The sequence below is a fragment of the Bradyrhizobium tropiciagri genome (genome assembly GCF_001189845.1).
In the GTDB taxonomy this organism is placed as follows: Bacteria; Pseudomonadota; Alphaproteobacteria; order Rhizobiales; family Xanthobacteraceae; genus Bradyrhizobium; species Bradyrhizobium tropiciagri.
In genome coordinates, this window is the sequence record NZ_LFLZ01000055.1 from 46,241 (window position 1) to 61,740 (window position 15,500).

Genomic DNA, 15,500 nt, shown 5'->3' on the forward strand with positions numbered 1-15,500 from the left:
TTCGGCCGGCGGTTTGTCGTCCCGGACCGTCAAATGGATGTGAAGTTGGCGTGGCATTTGCAGCGCGACCCGAGAAAAACAGCCCGATCACGAGCCTTGTTTTGGCCGCTGTTGCCGCGAACATACCCGCCGCGTTGCGCGACCAATCGATGACATCGCAGACTCCGGAGTGAAATTGCCTATGACCTCTCGCTTGTCCTTTCACACGCTCGCCGTTGGGGCGTGGCTCTTGACCTCGACCGCGTCTGCGCTCGCCGCCCAATGCGGCACGGGCACGTTCGAGTCCTGGCTCGACGATTTCAAGAAAGAGGCCGTGGCAAAGGGCATCTCACAGAACGCGATCCAGGCCGGGCTGAATGGCGTCACGCAGGACAAGGCGATCCTGGCGCGCGATCATTCGCAGCAGGTGTTCAGCCAGACCTTCGAGCAGTTCTCGGGCCGCATGGTGCCGCCGCGGCTCAATCGCGGCTCCGACATGATGAAGCGCTACGGCTCGGTGCTGTCGCGTATCGAGGAAGCCTACGGCGTGCCCGGCGAAATCCTGGTCGCGATCTGGGGCCTGGAAACCGATTTCGGCGTCAACACCGGCAAGTTTCCGACCCTGCGTTCGCTGGCGACACTGGCCTATGATTGCCGCCGCTCCGACATGTTCAAGGCCGAGTTGATGGATGCGTTGCGCATTGTCGAGCGCGGCGATCTCGCACCGCAGGAGATGCGCGGTGCCTGGGCCGGCGAGATCGGCCAGACCCAGTTCATGCCGTCGTCCTACATCAAGTTCGCGGTCGACTTTGACGGCAACGGCAAGCGCGACCTCCTGCACAACGTGCCGGACGTGCTGGCGTCGACGGCGAATTTCCTGAAGAGCTACGGCTGGAAGAAGGGCAAAGGCTGGGAGCCCGGCAGCGAGAATTTCGCGGTCATCCAGCAGTGGAATAAGAGCGAGGTGTACGCCAAGACGATCGGCTACTTCGCCACCCAGCTGGCCAAGGCGCCATAGGGCATCTCGCCATGAGGTGCATCAAGGGGCTGACCGCCCCAGGCGATCGGCCCCGATATCCGTCGTCCAATTTCGGAAGGTAAAGCGCGAGCAACCGCAATGGTTCCGTGGTCGACGGCAAGCCACGCATGAGCAGGTCGTCGGGATTGGAGACCAGCGGCGCCAACGCCTCGCGGGGCAGTTCGTTTGCTGCTGCAAGCTGGGCTCAAGATTCTTGCCATCCGGCCAGCGACTGACGTCGCGCGCGCGATGGGGATGAATATTGCGGTTACGGCGAGTGGTCAGAACGATGCGCAAGTGGTCGAGAGCGTGAGGCCAACCGATTGTTGATGAAAGCGCTGCCTGTATGCGGTGCTAATCTCCGTCAAGCGTGCCAAGGTCTCCGGGATCTCGGCAGCGATGATGCGCACGACAAAGGACTGCTCGCGTGTGATCCGGCCCGTGTCCGGGTCGCGCCACTGGCCAGAAGCACTGAGCAGGGTCAATCCATCTGGAAAGCGCGGTGTCACCTCCCTCAGAAGGAAGTCCGACCACTGGGCGTCCGATACGCGGCCATGTCCGGCGATACGCCGTCCAAACAACAGTTCGGCCTGCATCATCGACTTGCCATTGATCAGCTGGCAGGAAGTTGCTGCGCCTTCGGCTGCGGATGTGTCGCTTCCCGCAACGAGGACAAGCCACGCCGCGGCGTGGATCAGCGTGCGCATGAAGTTCGAACTGTGAGCTTTGCCACTTCGGCCACCGACGTCTTGGGTTTTGCGATCCGGTACACGATCCAGGCAAACAGCAACATTCCGAGGAACACGCCCAGTACGCCGATGATGCCCGTAGCAAGCCTGACGTCGCCGGGCGCGCTATGGACACGCAAAAATAGTGATAAAATCACCCGTTATCCTTCTGCGAGCAGACCAATTTTGCGCTATGGGTTTTAGTGACTTGTCCGCCCACCGGCTTGGACAGGCGCGACAACGCCTTGGATCAAAACGACTTGGCGGGTCGGTATTTCAATCTGGATACGTTCCGGCCAATGGGACGTGCGTTTCACCCCGGACTGCACCTGCCCCCCTGAGGGAACCGTGGATGGAGCATGCGCAGGGCGCTTTGACAGCGCCGGGTCATTGGCTAGAAGCCCTGCGTTGCGTTCGTTTGTTGCCGCCGAACCGGGTCGCCTTGGTGAACCAGACGCGGCAGTCCGGCGACATCTGTTGCGACAGCTTGAGTTTCCCGATGACCTCGACGGCCAACGACGTTGCACTCTCCCGGTTTTCCCTGGAAGATTTTGCCGAGAAGGACCGGATGGCCGCATGGCGTGATCTGTACGGCCGGCTGGTGCTGAAGGCCGACCTCGCGCCACTGCCGGATCATTCCTTGCATGCGGACGTGACCGTGCGGATGCTGCCCGGGCTGTCCATCACGTCGGCCGGCATGTCGGCATTTCGCTACGAGCGGGGTGCCGAGCAGTTGGCGGATGGCAACGACGGGCTTGTCCTGGTGATGGGCTCGCACGATGCCATGATGGTGCAGCGTGGACGCGAGGTCACATGGAGCGCCGGCGACGGGTTGCTGGTCAGCTCGGCGGATCCGGTCGCGATGGTGTGCCCTGCCCCGGCGAAGATTCTGTGCCTTCACGTTCCACGGCCGGCGCTGGCGCCGCTGGTGAGCAGCGTCGATTCCTCCGTGATGCAGCCTATTGCGCGCTCCACCGAAGCGCTGAAATTGTTGGTGAGCTATGTTGGAGCGCTGCAGGAGGATGACGCGCTTGCCACGCCTCAGCTACAGCACCACGTGGCCTCGCATGTGCACGACCTGATCGCTGTGGCGCTCGGCGCAACGAGAGATGCCGCGGCTCTTGCCGATGGGCGGGGCGTCAGCGCAGCGCGGCTGCGTGCCATCAAGGCCGATATCATCGACCATCTCAATCATGGTAATCTCACGGTTGCGGCTGTCGCGCGGCGGAACGGCGTCACCCCGCGCCAAGTGCAACGGATGTTCGAAGGCGACGGGACCACATTTTCACAATTCGTGCTTGGGCGCCGTCTCGCGCGAGCGCATCGATTGCTCGTCAATCCGCGCTACGCCGATCGGCCTGTGAGCGCGGTCGCCTTTGAAGTTGGTTTCGGCGACGTGTCCTATTTCAACCGCACCTTTCGCCGGCAATACGGAGCGCCCCCCTCGGACGTGCGTGAATCGGTGCGAAGAGGGTTGATCGCGAACAGTGGCTCCTGATTCAATCCGGACCGATCGTGCTCCAGCCAAATAAAAAGGGCCGATTGCCCCAGGCAATCGGCCCTTGTCGTCATGATCAAAACTTACTTCGCCATGCTGGCTTCAGCAGCCTTGCCGAGGTGCGCGCCGCATTCGCCCCACTTGTTGTTCAGCATCGCGTCCTGGGCGAGCGAGACTTCCTTCTCCGCCGCGAATTTGACCTCATTGTCAGCCATAGCTTCGACGGCCGCTTCAGTCTTGCCGAAATTGGCGCCGCTGCAGCCGACGCCCATGTGATGGCGATGAGCGGCCTGAGCCGGGGCGACGGCGTAGACGACGGCAGCCATGGTGGTCGCTGCGATCAATGTCTTGATCATGGGATGTTCCATCTTTTGTTCTTGAACAGAATCCTGCGTGATTGCGGAATCTGCGGAATGATTATTCGCTGTTCCCGGCACCGTTCAGAATGAACTTCGCGCGATACGAATGTGATGAGCGCTGCGCGCGGATCGCGCATGCGTTGCATAGTGTCTTGATTACAAGCCGGTAAGGAAGCGGCGCCGCATTAGCGATGCTGGAGGCGTTCACTTCAATCGACGCATTTCCGATAAGCAGCAAGCGGTCCCTGCGACATCCTGCACCCGGCCGAAATCCGCGCGGCGCCGCCGTGCCCCAGTACCTCACGAGTCAATGCGGCCGATTGACGCTACGTCCGTCGAGCGGACACGCCACCATATAATGAACATATAATCACTTCTAATGGCAAGATGTTGCATGCGAATCACGCATGGAACACATCGACGTGATCATCCACTCACAATGCCATTTCAGCTTGATCACGCGGTCTGTAATTACCACATGCCTAACGCGGCAGAGGCCAGTGAAATCCAGCCAACCCACTGATCTTTAGAAGATTTTATCTAGAGCGGCGATGCCGACGAAACGTCCGCCTCCGGCCCCGCCCTCGATGCCACAAACGGTTAACCGGAACTTACCTCCGCCATGCGTTTTGAGCCTAGCTGCATCGCAACATTGGAACTACCGCACTGCACTATATCATCTATATTCACTTCAACGATGAGGCTTTGGAAAAGCTGAATCTGAACTACTAGGAGACTACCATGTTGCTCTCGCTCATCCGCATGATCCAGGCTTTCCGGGATTATCAGCGCAATGTCAGCGAACTGTCCCAGCTCAGCGATCGTGAACTGGCCGATATCGGCCTCGACCGCTCGGACATTCCGCGCGTTGCCGCCGGTACCTACAACGGCTAATCGGCCGCAAGCCATCTGATGAACGGCTAACGCCCGCTTCCACAGCGGGCGTTGTCGTTTGTAGCGCAGTTTCAGATGCATACGGTCACGAAACGCGCTAACGCTGCGCGATGACATCGCATCAATCCTCTTCCCAATCCGTGCACATCGTGGGCGCGGGGCTCGCCGGCTCGGAAGCCGCCTGGCAGGTCGCCAATTCCGGCGTCCGCGCCGTCCTGCACGAAATGCGCCCGCAGCGGATGACCGAGGCGCACCGCACCGACGGCTGCGCCGAACTGGTCTGCTCGAACTCGTTCCGCTCGGACGACGCGGCCAACAACGCAGTCGGGCTGCTGCACGCCGAGATGCGGCGGCTGGGCTCCCTCATCATGCGCTCGGCCGATGCCAATCAGGTGCCCGCCGGCGGCGCGCTCGCCGTCGACCGCGACGGCTTTTCCGCCGCCGTCACCAAGGCGCTCAGCGAGCATCCGCTGATCGAGATCAGCCGCGAGGAAGTCGCAGGCCTGCCGCCGGCGGACTGGAGCAACGTCATCGTCGCGACCGGTCCCCTCACCTCGGCACCGCTCGCCGACGCCATCAGGCAGCTGACCGACGAGAACGCGCTGGCATTCTTCGATGCGATCGCGCCGATCGTGCACAAGGATTCCATCGACATGTCGGTGGCCTGGTTTCAGTCGCGCTACGACAAGGTCGGCCCCGGCGGCACCGGCGCCGACTACATCAACTGCCCGATGACCAGGGAACAGTATGACGCCTTCGTCACGGCGCTGCTCGACGGCGAGAAGGTCGACTTCAAGGATTGGGAGACCAACACGCCCTATTTCGACGGCTGCCTGCCGGTCGAGGTGATGGCCGAGCGCGGTCACGAGACGCTGCGCCACGGACCGATGAAGCCGGTCGGATTGACCAATCCGCACGATCCGACGGTGAAGCCCTATGCGATCGTCCAGCTGCGGCAGGACAACAAGCTCGGCACGCTCTACAACATCGTCGGCTTCCAGACCAAGCTGAAGCACGGCGCGCAGCAGCGCGTGTTCCGCACCATCCCGGGCCTCGAGAACGCGGAGTTCGCCCGCCTCGGCGGCCTGCATCGCAACACCTTCCTGAATTCCCCGAAGCTGCTCGATGGTCAGCTTCGCCTGCGCGCGCAGCCGCGGTTGCGTTTCGCCGGGCAGATGACGGGCTGCGAGGGTTATGTCGAGTCCGCCAGCGTCGGCCTGATCGCCGGCCTGTGCGCCGCCGCCGACATGCGCGGCGCCGCGCTGACGCCACCGCCCGCCACCACCGCGCTCGGTGCGCTGCTCGGCCACATTACCGGCGGCCATATCGAAACCATCGACGCCGGGTCGCGCTCGTTCCAGCCGATGAACATCAATTTCGGTCTATTCCCGCCGCTAGCCAGTGCGCCGACCAAGAAGCCGGACGGCTCGCGGCTGCGCGGCAACGAGAAGACCGTCGCCAAGAAGCAGGCGATCAGCGCGCGGGCGCTCGCCGACCTCGATCACTGGATCGCAGAGCACCTGCGCGTTGCGGCAGCGGCCTGACAGTCATGAGCTTGCCGAAAGACGACGACGCCACCCTGTCGGCGCGATGGAGCCAGGGCGTGCTGCTCAAGCGCGACGTGTTCTCCACCGTCGAGCGCGGCCGTTTCCGCGCCGATGACGGCGAGGTCGAGGGCGTGCTGCGCCGGCTCGATCAGGTGCCGTTCTGGTCGTTCGCCGTGGCGCTGCATCTGTTCTCGCGCGAACGCCGCGCGCTGACCCTGGCGCGCGACCTCGACGTCGGGCCCAAGCTGTTGTGGGCCGGCCGGCGCGCGCTGGTGCGCGGCTTCATCGATGGCGCGGCGCTGCATCTGGCGAAGCCGCATGGCGACGTCGCCTACTTCCGTTCCGCCAAGGCCGCATTGCGCAAGCTGCATCGCGCCGGCATCTGTCACAACGACCTCGCCAAGGAGCAGAACTGGCTGGTCGGCCGCGACGGCCGCGCCTATCTCACCGACTTCCAGCTCGCCGCCTGCTTCAGGACCCGGAGCCGGCTGTTCCGTATCGCGGCCTATGAGGATCTGCGGCACCTCTTGAAGCACAAGCGCAGCTACGCGCCGGAGGCGTTGACGCCGATGGAGCGCAAGGTACTCGCGAAGAAGTCCGCGGTTGCCAGCGTCTGGCTCAAGACCGGCAAGAAGGTCTATCAGGCGATCACGCGCGGCATCTTCAATTTCACCGACCGCGAAGGCGGTGGCCGGCGGCTGGTCAACGATGCCCCGGTGCTGGTCGATTTGATCCGCAGGAATCCTGACGTGCGCGATACCGCGATCGTCGCCTTTGCCGACCGCCGCGTCGGCGTCGGGCTCTACGCCTTCGTCGAGGCGGATCAGTCGGCGCTGGAAAAGACGCTGCGCAGCGAGCTCACCGCAGCCAAGGGCGTCAAGCCGCCCGAGCACATCCAGATCGTGCATGCGCTGCCGCGTGATGCGGCCGGCAAGCCGCGCACCGAAATCCTGCAGCTCGTCGCGATGAATCAGATCGACCTGATCGAGCCGATGATGCGCAGCGACGCCGATCGCGAGTTCCTCAAGGACATCCTCGAGCAACGCAAGAATCTGCGCGACCGCTTCAATTTCGAAGTCGCCGAGATGGATCGGCCCGTCGGCTAATTCGCGCGCATCTTGCCATGCGCGTAGCCCTCGACAAACGCGGCGCGAAGCCCCACTCTTTGCGTGGGCTAGCGCGCTCAAGGGACAAGTTTAATGCCACTCACCCGTGGCCGTATCGGGGGATATGATTCCGAACGCTTGGCGTTCGGTTTCACCATGATGCACGGCGACCAGGAAGTTGAATGCCAGATCAGCGACGCCGCAATGGACGAGCTGGCCGGCACGCGTGGAACTGCGAGCATGGCGCGTCAGGCGCAATTCGTCGCGTTGCGCGACGTGGTCGAACAAATTGCATCCGACATTTATGACAGCGGCCCGATGGTCAGGGGCATAACGGTCCGGATCTTCACCAAGCACATCTCGAAGGAGCCGAGCTAGCGGCCGAACTCTTCGGTGCGCGCGGCTCGCCACAAGATCCACAGCGCGCGCAGGCGCGAGACCGGCTTCGGCAGGAACGGATCGTTATCGGCTCTCCTCGCCCGGCTCAGCTCGCGCCTGACGTGAGCGAGCGGCAGGAAGATCGGCCGCACACCGGATGGCACATCGGCGAGCAGCCCGAATGCGGTCTTGAGATGGCCTTGCGCCTCGTCCGCAAGCTGATCGATCGCAGCGCGCATATTCGGCGTCGGCTTGCCGGTAAACACCTCCTCCTTGCTGCTGCCGTGCTGCTGCAGCAGCTGCAACGGCAGAAACAGCTGCTGCCGCGATGCGTCGCGGCCCAGCGCCGCAATGACGTGCGCCATGCCCTGGGCAAGGCCGGCATGGCGAGCCAGGTGATCGATCGCCTCCGATGGCCGCGCCACCACGCGCGTGGCCTGCGAGAACAGCGCTGACGCCGTGGCATCGAGATAGCCTTCGAGCGCGGCCAGCGACGGCATCGGGTCGTTGTAGAGATCGAACTGATGCTCCTCGACCAGCCGTGAGAACGGCGAGACCGGCAGGCGGTGATTGCGGATCGCGTAGAGCAGCTCGGCCGCGACCGGATTGCCCTCGACGCCGCCGTGCCCGGCGCCTGCCAGCATGTCGGTCCACCATTGCAGCCGCATCTCGCCGGGCAGCGGCTGGCTGACCTGCTCGTGCACGCGCGAGACCTCGATGTTGAAGGCATAGATCGCAAGCAGCGCCCGGCGCTCCGGACCCGGCAGGAACAAGGTCGACGCGTAGCGCACGAAGTCATGGGTCCGCACCAGATCGGCGCAGAAGGCTGCGCCGTCCCTCGGCGCCTCCACCGCGCTCATGGCACCGCAATCAGCGCCGCCGCGACCCGGCGCCGCTCACCCAGCATGATGTTGTAGGTGCGGATCGCAGGGCCCGTCTGCATCGGGTCGAGCACCACGCGGACCACACGCAGGGCCTCGCGCAGGCCCTTTGGCGGCACCCAGACCTCGGTGCCGGTGCCGACGATCAGCGTGTCGATCGCATTGGCTGCCGAGAACACCTTCTGCAGCGAATATTCGTCGATCTCCTGCGGCTTCGTGACCGGCCAGGCCCAGATCGAGTCCGGCAGGCACAACAGCGAGCCTCGGTGCGACATATCGGCAAACGCGAAGCCGCCCTTGCCGTAGGCCTCGATCGGCGCCGACCTCGGAAGATGGGGAGCGTCCGAGGGGTTACTCATGACCGGTTACTTCTTGGCTGCCGCCGTGTCCGGCTTCTTGGCCGGCGCATCCTGCGCCTCACCTCGCGTGGTGTGAACGCCGAGATAGATCAGGATCGGCGCCGCGATGAAGATCGAGGTGTAGGTGCCGACCAGCACCACGCCGAACATCATCACGGCGGTGAAGCTGTGGATCGCCTGGCCGCCGAACAGCAGCAGCGCGAGCAGCGCCAACGTCACCGTGACGTGGGTGATGATCGAACGCGACAGCGTCGAGTTGATCGATTCGTTCAGCAGCTGCGGCATCGGCATCTTCTTGTAGCGCCGCAGCATCTCGCGGATACGGTCGTAGATAACGACGGTATCGTTGAGCGAGTAGCCGAGGATCGTCAGCAGCGCCGCGATGCTGGTGAGGTCGAAGTCGACCTGGGTGATCGACATGAAGCCGATCGTCAGCACGATGTCGTGGACGTTGGCGATCATGGCGCCGAGCGCGAACTGCCACTCGAACCGGAACCAGAGATAGATCAGGATGCCGATAATCGCGAACATCAGGCCGATCATGCCGTAGGCAAGCAGCTCGCCGGAGACGCGCGGGCCCACCACCTCGACGCGGCGGTAATCGACGCTATCGCCGAGCGCGCCGCGCACTTTCGTCACCGCATCCTGCTGTGCCTTGTCGCCGCCCGGCTGCTCGGCGACGCGGATCAGGACTTCGGCCGGACCTCCAAACTGCTGCAACTGCACCTCGCCGAGGCCAAGGCCGTTCAGGGTCGTGCGCATTGCGGCGATGTCGGCCGCGCCGGACTTCGACTGTACCTCGAGCAGCGTGCCGCCCTTGAAGTCGATGCCGAAATTCAGGCCGTGGGTGAAGAACAGCGTGATGGCGAGGATCGAGAGCAGCGCCGAGATCGGGAAGCTGATGCGGCGGAAGCGCGTGAAGTCGAAATGCGTATCATCGGGGACGATGCGCAGCGACGGCAGCAGGCCGAGCGCCGCGACCACGGTCAGCACGGTGATCAGGATGCCAAGGCCAATGAGAACGGTATGGGTCACAATAGGCCTCTCAGATCGGCACGGTTTGCGGCCGCTTCCACCGCACCCATGCCGCGACGATCAGGCGCGTCAGGGTAAAGGCGGTGAACACCGTGGTGATGATGCCGATGCCGAGCGTCACGGCAAAGCCGCGCACCGGCCCGGTGCCGATATAGAACAGCACGGCGGCGGCGATGAAGGTGGTGATGTTGGAGTCGAGGATGGTCGCCAGCGCCCGCTTGAAGCCGGCGTCGATCGCCGAGATCGCGTTGCGGCCGCCGCGCAATTCCTCGCGGATGCGCTCATAGATCAGCACGTTGGAGTCGACCGCGATGCCGACGGTCAGCACGATGCCGGCGATGCCGGGCAGCGTCAGCGTGGCGTTGAGCAGGGATAGCAGCCCGAAGATCATGGCGACGTTGATGGCCACCGCGATGTTGGCGAACACGCCGAACAGGCGGTAGGTCAGCAGCATGAACACGATGACCAGGATCGAGCCGACATAGGCGGCAAGCTCGCCCTTCTCGATCGAGTCCTGCCCGAGGCCGGGACCGACGGTGCGCTCCTCGACCACCGTCAGCGGCGCCGGCAGCGCGCCGGCGCGCATCAGGATCGCCAGATCGTTGGCCGACTGCACGGTGAAGCTGCCGGAGATCTGGCCCTGTCCTCCGGTGATCGGCTCGCGAATCACCGGCGCCGAGATCACCTTGTTGTCGAGCACGATCGCAAACGGCTGGCCGACATTGTCGGCGGTGGCCTGCGCGAATTTGCGCGCTCCAGACGTGTTGAACTTGAAGCTGACGATCGCCTCGCCGGTGCGCTGGTCAAAGCCGGGTTGGGCATCGGAGAGCTCGCCGCCGGACACCAGGACCTGCTTCTTGACGACATACGGAACCGGCGGCGGCGACGCACTCATCAGAAGTTCGGAGTCCGGCGGAAGGCGGCCCTGCTGGGCCTGGTCGGGCGACACCGAGGTGTCGACCATGCGGAATTCCATCTTCGCGGTCTTGCCGAGCAGCTCCTTCAGATGGGTCGGGTCCTGCAGACCCGGCACCTGCACCAGGATGCGGTCGGTGCCCTGGCGCTGGATCACAGGCTCGACGGTGCCGAGCTCGTTGACGCGGCGCTCGACGATCTGGATCGACTGCTCGATGGTCTTGCGCATCCGCTCGATCATCGCGGGCTGCGACACGGTCAGACGGACCAACCCGCCCCCGGCATCGGTCACGTCGACGTCGCGCTGGCCGCTGGAGCCGAGCAAGCCGCCGATCGGCTGCGCGACCTCGCGAAGTTTGGTGATCGCCGCCGGAACATCGCTCTCTTTCGTGATCCGGACCTCAACACCGTCGTTGCGGATCTGCACGCCTCCGTTGAAGAGGATCCTGGCGTCACGCAGCGCCTTCCGAGTGTCGTCGCGAACCTGCTCGAGCTTCTCCTTCTTCACGTAGTTGGAGTCGACCTCGAGCAGCAGATAGGAGCCGCCCTGCAAATCGAGGCCGAGGACGAGGCGCCGCTGCGCCCAGGTCGGCCAGGTCTTCACCTGCGCTTCGGGGAAGAAATTGGGCACGGCGCACAGGCAGACCACCAGCGCTGTCAGGATGATCCCCAGCGCTCGCCACCGCGTGAAATACAACATCGAATTGACCTGTCAGATTCGGCAAAAGGCGTCCGCGGCAATCAGCTCGCGGATGCCTCGTCCTTGGCGTCGCCCTTCGCCGGCTCACCCTTGGTCCGCACGCCCGAAATCATCTGGCGCATCTGCCGCACGCGGACGCCGTCCGAAATCTCGAACTCGATCTGGTCGTCGTCGACCACCTTGGTCACCTTGCCGACGAGGCCGCCCGAGGTCACCACGGTGTCGCCGCGGCGGATGTTCTTCACGAGGTCCGCATGGTCACGCACCTTCTTCTGCTGCGGGCGCAGAATCAGGAAGTACATGATGACGAAGATCAGCGCGAATGGCAGCAGCGACATCAACATGCTGTTGGTGTCACCACTTGCTCCAGCCTGAGCAAACGCAGGAGTAATCAGCATTCGAACGATCCTCGGATAAGACGGGAAAGAACCGGCAGTGCCCTCGACCTTCGGGGCGGTATGGCGGTCCGGACAAATTCGCGCGGACTATAGCGGCCGCGGTCCCAATTGCAACGTTAACGGACCTTCATTTAGGGCGCTTGCGGGACCGCCGCCAGCCCGATAAGGCTGCGCCGACAGGAACTGGACAAATGCCGAAAAAAGCCAAGAAAACCACCAGTAAAACGACCAGCAAAACCGCCCCCAAAGTTGCGGCCAAGGCTGCGGCCAAGCGCGCCGCAAACGCCGCGACAAAACGCCCGGCAACGGCGCTCGACGGCGCGGCCGCCGAGCGGATCGCGAGCGCCCTGGAGGTCATCGCCAGCCGCCTCGCAGCCGCCTCCCCGGCGTCCGATCCGGCTCGCTCGTTCGGCGCAGCGGACGCCTTTGTCTGGCATCCGGACGGCCGCCTTGCCGCGGTGCCGCGCGTCAGCCGCGTCGAGATCGGCCTGCTCAAGGGCGTCGACCGGATGCGCGATATCCTGATGGAGAATACCGAACGCTTCACCAACGGACTGCCCGCCAACAATGCGCTGCTGTGGGGCGCTCGCGGCATGGGCAAGTCGTCGCTGGTCAAGGCCGTGCACGCCAGCATCAATGTCGACCGCAAGCCGGCCGACCGGCTGAAGCTGATCGAGATCCATCGCGAGGACATCGAGAGCCTGCCCGGCCTGATGGAGCTGCTGCGTGGCTCCTCGTTCCGCTTCATCGTGTTCTGCGACGACCTCTCCTTCGACGGCAACGACGCCTCGTACAAATCGCTGAAGGCGGTGCTGGAGGGCGGAATCGAGGGACGCCCCGACAACGTCATCCTCTACGCGACCTCGAATCGGCGGCATCTGCTGGCGCGCGAGATGATCGAGAACGAACGCTCGACCGCGATCAATCCCGGCGAAGCGGTCGAGGAGAAGGTGTCGCTGTCGGATCGCTTCGGCCTCTGGCTTGGTTTCCACCGCTGCAGCCAGGACGAGTACCTCGCGATGGTGAAAGGCTATTGCGACCATTACGGCATCAAGATCGCCGAGGACGAGCTCGAACGCGAAGCGCTCGAATGGTCGACCACCCGCGGCTCGCGCTCGGGCCGCGTCGCCTGGCAGTACACGCAGGAGCTCGCCGGCCGGCTCGGCGTGCGGCTGAGCGGGGCCTAGCGCAAGCGGTACTTGCCGCGGACCGCGGGCCTTCTGAATTCGGCGCGGCATGGGTACACTCGGACCCATGCCGGCTGACCCAAGCATGAACGCGAGACGCTGTGGCGAGTGCACCGCTTGCTGCGATGGCTGGCTGAAGATCCGGATTCGCGACCACGACGTCCGTCCCGGGCAGCCGTGCCCGTTCAGCAGCGCGGGCAAATGCTCGATCTACGCCGAGCGTCCGGTCGATCCCTGCCGGAATTTCGTTTGCGGATGGCTGGCGCCGACGAGCCCTCTGCCCGACTGGATGCGTCCGGACAGATCCGATCTCATTTTCCTTCCCGCAAGCTTCGTCTGGCGGACGATCCCGGTTGACGTCGCCGTCGCCGTCGGCGCCCGCCCGAAGGCAAAGGCGCGGGCCTGGCTCGAAGCCTTCAGCCGTGACATGCGACGGCCGCTGCTGCTGCAGTCGGACGGCGAATGGCACGCCTATGGGCCACCGCAATTCCTGCGCGAGATGGTCGAGCGGATATCAAGCGGCCTCGACCCATTGAGGTAATATAAAACCTCGCACAAGCGTGTCGTCGCTTAGAATTGGCATGCATTATCCCAAATTCGCCGTGTGGTGTTGCGATGCAATCATAACTTGTCAGCAACACTGACACAGTTCGCAAACAGCAGTTACGTCAACAACTTCAGTCCGAAGCAAGTAAGTCAAATTTTATTCCGAAACTCACGATGCGACATATTGATGCACTGCAACAGTACTATAGTACCCTTTATGTCACACAGCGTGTTTATCGCCCTCGACGCACATGACACCCGTGTATCTGGCATTTCGTATACCTTAGCATTTCCACCCGTTTGCAGCCCTCAGCACCCCGCTGAGGCGACCGGCAGATGGGGGAATGAATGAAGAAGAGACTTCTCGCAGGAACAGCATCCGCAGCGATGTGCCTGGCGCTGACGCAAGGCCCGATCCACGCGGCAACGCTCGACGACGTCATGGCGCGTCTGGATGCACTCGAACGCAACAATGCGAAACTCGCCAAGGAGAACGCCCAGCTCAGGGATCGCGTCAATCATATCGCGAGCCACCCAGCCGAGCCCGCTTCGACCGCCTCGCCGCCAAAGGGCAACCCGGTGCAGCACGCCTCTGTCGCGCCCTCCCCGAAGCAGCCGCCCGAGCGTCCCATCGTCAGCATCGGCGGCGCGCCGCTCTACAGCAAGGCGCCGGGAGGCAACGCCTTCGTCGACAACACGACCGTCACGCTCTACGGCCACGTCGATCTGTCGGGTGACGTCTTCAACCCCGGCGTGTTCGATCAAGGCACCAAGACCGGCGTGGCGAGCAACCTCACCTTTTTCGGCATCCACGCGCGCCATGATCTTGAACCGTATGGCTACGCAGGGTGGGCCGCCGTCGCCCAGTTTGAATCCCTGGTCGAAGCCGCCGCAGTTCCGACCGAACGTGCCGCGTTTGGAACGCGCGACAGCTTCATCGGCATGCAAACGCCGTGGGGCACCATCAAGGCCGGCAAATCGGATACGCCCTACAAGAAGTCCACATCGAAGTTCGATCCGTTTTCGGCGACGCTCGGCGACTACAACTCGATCATGGGCAACACCGGCGGCGACCTGCGCGCCGAGTTCGATTGGCGCGCCGCGCACGCGGTCTGGTACGAGTCGCCGGTCTGGAACGGCTTCCAGGCTACCTTGATGGCATCGCCGGGACAGAACACCGCGAAAGACAACAGCGACTTCGCACTCGGCGATTTCAACTGTCCCGGCACGTCCGCGCGCGGCAGCGGCAGCGGCTTCCCGCTGACATCGGCGCCGGAAGGCTGCACCGACGGCTCTTACGGCAATCTCTACAGTGCCTCGCTGACCTACAATCAGGGACCATTCACCGCGATCGCCGCTTACGAGATGCATGAGGGCACCAACCGCACCGGCGACGAGGCCGTCACGCCGCTCAGCAATGGCGGTGTGTTGATCGTGCCGCCGGGAGCCGTCGGCATTGCCAACGAATGGGCCGCGAAGTTCGGCGCCGGCTATCGCTTCGACGACGGCATCGGCAAGCTGCAGCTCTACGGCATCTACGAGGTCATGCGGCGCGAGAACACCGTGGCTGACTTCAACGAGCGCTCGCGCGACGGCTACTTCATAAGTGCCACCCAGAGTATCGGCGCCTGGGATGTCAGCGGGTCATGGGCTCACGCCAACGCCTCACCCGGCTCGCCCGGGACGGGCGTGTTCAACAACTACACCGTCACTCCGGCAGCAGGATCGGCCGACTTTGCCCTCAACACATTGGACAGCAGCGCCGATCAGTATGCAGCGGGCGTCAAGTACCATTTCAGCCCGGTGGTCGCCTGGTATCTCGTCGGCAGTTACCTGCGCAACGGCCCCGGCGCGCATTACTGCCTCGGTGTGAGCGGTCACGGCTATGGTGTGTGTGGACGTGACGCCAACAACAACGTCGTTGCCGGCAACAAGGCCAAAGCAATCACGACCGGCATGACCTTCGACTTCT

The 15,500-nt window shown here is 63.6% G+C and carries 16 protein-coding genes; 9 read left to right on the forward strand and 7 right to left on the reverse strand.

Features of this window, described 5'->3' with window-relative positions; translation table 11 throughout:
• Positions 1–181 precede the first annotated feature (181 nt).
• Positions 182–997, forward strand: coding sequence for a lytic murein transglycosylase (locus AKN84_RS32335; protein ID WP_050424524.1), 816 nt, complete (start codon positions 182–184; stop codon positions 995–997).
• Between the two features lie 281 nt (positions 998–1,278).
• Here the strand turns inward: AKN84_RS32335 and AKN84_RS32340 are convergent, their stop codons facing one another.
• Positions 1,279–1,704 carry a DUF3574 domain-containing protein gene (locus tag AKN84_RS32340; RefSeq protein ID WP_050424525.1) on the reverse strand — a complete coding sequence of 142 codons (426 nt, stop codon included), beginning with the start codon at positions 1,702–1,704 and terminating at the stop codon, positions 1,279–1,281.
• 373 nt (positions 1,705–2,077) lie between these two features.
• Between AKN84_RS32340 and AKN84_RS32345 the strand changes: the two genes are divergently transcribed.
• The gene (locus tag AKN84_RS32345) at positions 2,078–3,223 is read left to right on the forward strand and encodes an AraC family transcriptional regulator (protein ID WP_162240918.1); all 1,146 of its coding nucleotides are present in this window, start codon (positions 2,078–2,080) and stop codon (positions 3,221–3,223) included.
• Positions 3,224–3,306: 83 nt separating this feature from the next.
• Here the strand turns inward: AKN84_RS32345 and AKN84_RS32350 are convergent, their stop codons facing one another.
• Positions 3,307–3,591, reverse strand: coding sequence for a hypothetical protein (locus AKN84_RS32350; protein WP_050424527.1), 285 nt, complete (start codon positions 3,589–3,591; stop codon positions 3,307–3,309).
• 732 nt (positions 3,592–4,323) lie between these two features.
• On the opposite strand from AKN84_RS32350, the gene AKN84_RS46240 reads away from it, so the two are divergent.
• The 4 genes from AKN84_RS46240 to AKN84_RS32365 all read left to right on the forward strand — a co-directional run bounded on the left by AKN84_RS46240 (position 4,324) and on the right by AKN84_RS32365 (position 7,507).
• The gene (locus AKN84_RS46240) at positions 4,324–4,476 is read left to right on the forward strand and encodes a DUF1127 domain-containing protein (protein ID WP_016846063.1); all 153 of its coding nucleotides are present in this window, start codon (positions 4,324–4,326) and stop codon (positions 4,474–4,476) included.
• Positions 4,477–4,586: 110 nt separating this feature from the next.
• Positions 4,587–6,020: a methylenetetrahydrofolate--tRNA-(uracil(54)-C(5))-methyltransferase (FADH(2)-oxidizing) TrmFO gene (gene trmFO / locus AKN84_RS32355; RefSeq protein ID WP_050424528.1), complete on the forward strand. Its 1,434-nt coding sequence runs from the start codon at positions 4,587–4,589 to the stop codon at positions 6,018–6,020.
• Positions 6,021–6,025: 5 nt separating this feature from the next.
• Positions 6,026–7,129, forward strand: coding sequence for a serine/threonine protein kinase (locus AKN84_RS32360; RefSeq protein WP_050424529.1), 1,104 nt, complete (start codon positions 6,026–6,028; stop codon positions 7,127–7,129).
• A 93-nt stretch (positions 7,130–7,222) separates the two neighbouring features.
• On the forward strand, positions 7,223–7,507 hold the full coding sequence (locus AKN84_RS32365; protein ID WP_050424530.1) for a DUF1488 family protein: 285 nt from the start codon (positions 7,223–7,225) through the stop codon (positions 7,505–7,507).
• Here the strand turns inward: AKN84_RS32365 and AKN84_RS32370 are convergent.
• The 5 genes from AKN84_RS32370 to yajC are packed head-to-tail and all read right to left on the reverse strand — an operon-like array spanning position 7,504 to position 11,795.
• Positions 7,504–8,367 carry a phytoene/squalene synthase family protein gene (locus AKN84_RS32370; protein ID WP_050424531.1) on the reverse strand — a complete coding sequence of 288 codons (864 nt, stop codon included), beginning with the start codon at positions 8,365–8,367 and terminating at the stop codon, positions 7,504–7,506. The two genes, AKN84_RS32365 and AKN84_RS32370, sit on opposite strands and share 4 nt — an antisense overlap.
• A complete protein-coding gene (locus tag AKN84_RS32375) occupies positions 8,364–8,747 on the reverse strand; it encodes an Mth938-like domain-containing protein (RefSeq protein ID WP_050424532.1) in 384 nt (127 codons plus the stop codon). The genes AKN84_RS32370 and AKN84_RS32375 overlap by 4 nt, the downstream gene beginning before the upstream one ends.
• A gap of 6 nt (positions 8,748–8,753) precedes the next feature.
• Positions 8,754–9,782, reverse strand: coding sequence for a protein translocase subunit SecF (secF, locus tag AKN84_RS32380; RefSeq protein ID WP_050424533.1), 1,029 nt, complete (start codon positions 9,780–9,782; stop codon positions 8,754–8,756).
• Between the two features lie 10 nt (positions 9,783–9,792).
• Entirely contained in the window at positions 9,793–11,397 is a 1,605-nt protein-coding gene (secD, locus tag AKN84_RS32385; RefSeq protein WP_050424534.1) for a protein translocase subunit SecD, read from the reverse strand.
• A gap of 41 nt (positions 11,398–11,438) precedes the next feature.
• Positions 11,439–11,795 (reverse strand): preprotein translocase subunit YajC, encoded by a 357-nt coding sequence (gene yajC / locus AKN84_RS32390; protein ID WP_021081225.1) that lies wholly within the window; start codon positions 11,793–11,795, stop codon positions 11,439–11,441.
• Between the two features lie 191 nt (positions 11,796–11,986).
• Between yajC and AKN84_RS32395 the strand changes: the two genes are divergently transcribed.
• The 3 genes from AKN84_RS32395 to AKN84_RS32405 all read left to right on the forward strand — a co-directional run.
• The gene (locus AKN84_RS32395; RefSeq protein ID WP_050424535.1) at positions 11,987–12,982 is read left to right on the forward strand and encodes an ATP-binding protein; all 996 of its coding nucleotides are present in this window, start codon (positions 11,987–11,989) and stop codon (positions 12,980–12,982) included.
• Between the two features lie 85 nt (positions 12,983–13,067).
• On the forward strand, positions 13,068–13,523 hold the full coding sequence (locus AKN84_RS32400) for a CxxCxxCC domain-containing protein (RefSeq protein ID WP_050424536.1): 456 nt from the start codon (positions 13,068–13,070) through the stop codon (positions 13,521–13,523).
• Positions 13,524–13,876: 353 nt separating this feature from the next.
• Positions 13,877–15,500 (forward strand): porin (locus AKN84_RS32405; RefSeq protein ID WP_157863359.1); only part of this gene is annotated, 1,624 nt, incomplete at its 3' end.

Coding starts and splice junctions, on each gene's coding strand:
- AKN84_RS32335 (WP_050424524.1), top strand. CDS start 182: ATGACCTCTCGCTTGTCCTTTCACACGCTCGCCGTTGGGGCGTGGCTC.
- AKN84_RS32340 (WP_050424525.1), bottom strand. CDS start 1,704: ATGCGCACGCTGATCCACGCCGCGGCGTGGCTTGTCCTCGTTGCGGGA.
- AKN84_RS32345 (WP_162240918.1), top strand. CDS start 2,078: ATGGAGCATGCGCAGGGCGCTTTGACAGCGCCGGGTCATTGGCTAGAA.
- AKN84_RS32350 (WP_050424527.1), bottom strand. CDS start 3,591: ATGGAACATCCCATGATCAAGACATTGATCGCAGCGACCACCATGGCT.
- AKN84_RS46240 (WP_016846063.1), top strand. CDS start 4,324: ATGTTGCTCTCGCTCATCCGCATGATCCAGGCTTTCCGGGATTATCAG.
- trmFO (WP_050424528.1), top strand. CDS start 4,587: ATGACATCGCATCAATCCTCTTCCCAATCCGTGCACATCGTGGGCGCG.
- AKN84_RS32360 (WP_050424529.1), top strand. CDS start 6,026: ATGAGCTTGCCGAAAGACGACGACGCCACCCTGTCGGCGCGATGGAGC.
- AKN84_RS32365 (WP_050424530.1), top strand. CDS start 7,223: ATGCCACTCACCCGTGGCCGTATCGGGGGATATGATTCCGAACGCTTG.
- AKN84_RS32370 (WP_050424531.1), bottom strand. CDS start 8,367: ATGAGCGCGGTGGAGGCGCCGAGGGACGGCGCAGCCTTCTGCGCCGAT.
- AKN84_RS32375 (WP_050424532.1), bottom strand. CDS start 8,747: ATGAGTAACCCCTCGGACGCTCCCCATCTTCCGAGGTCGGCGCCGATC.
- secD (WP_050424534.1), bottom strand. CDS start 11,397: ATGTTGTATTTCACGCGGTGGCGAGCGCTGGGGATCATCCTGACAGCG.
- yajC (WP_021081225.1), bottom strand. CDS start 11,795: ATGCTGATTACTCCTGCGTTTGCTCAGGCTGGAGCAAGTGGTGACACC.
- AKN84_RS32395 (WP_050424535.1), top strand. CDS start 11,987: ATGCCGAAAAAAGCCAAGAAAACCACCAGTAAAACGACCAGCAAAACC.
- AKN84_RS32400 (WP_050424536.1), top strand. CDS start 13,068: ATGAACGCGAGACGCTGTGGCGAGTGCACCGCTTGCTGCGATGGCTGG.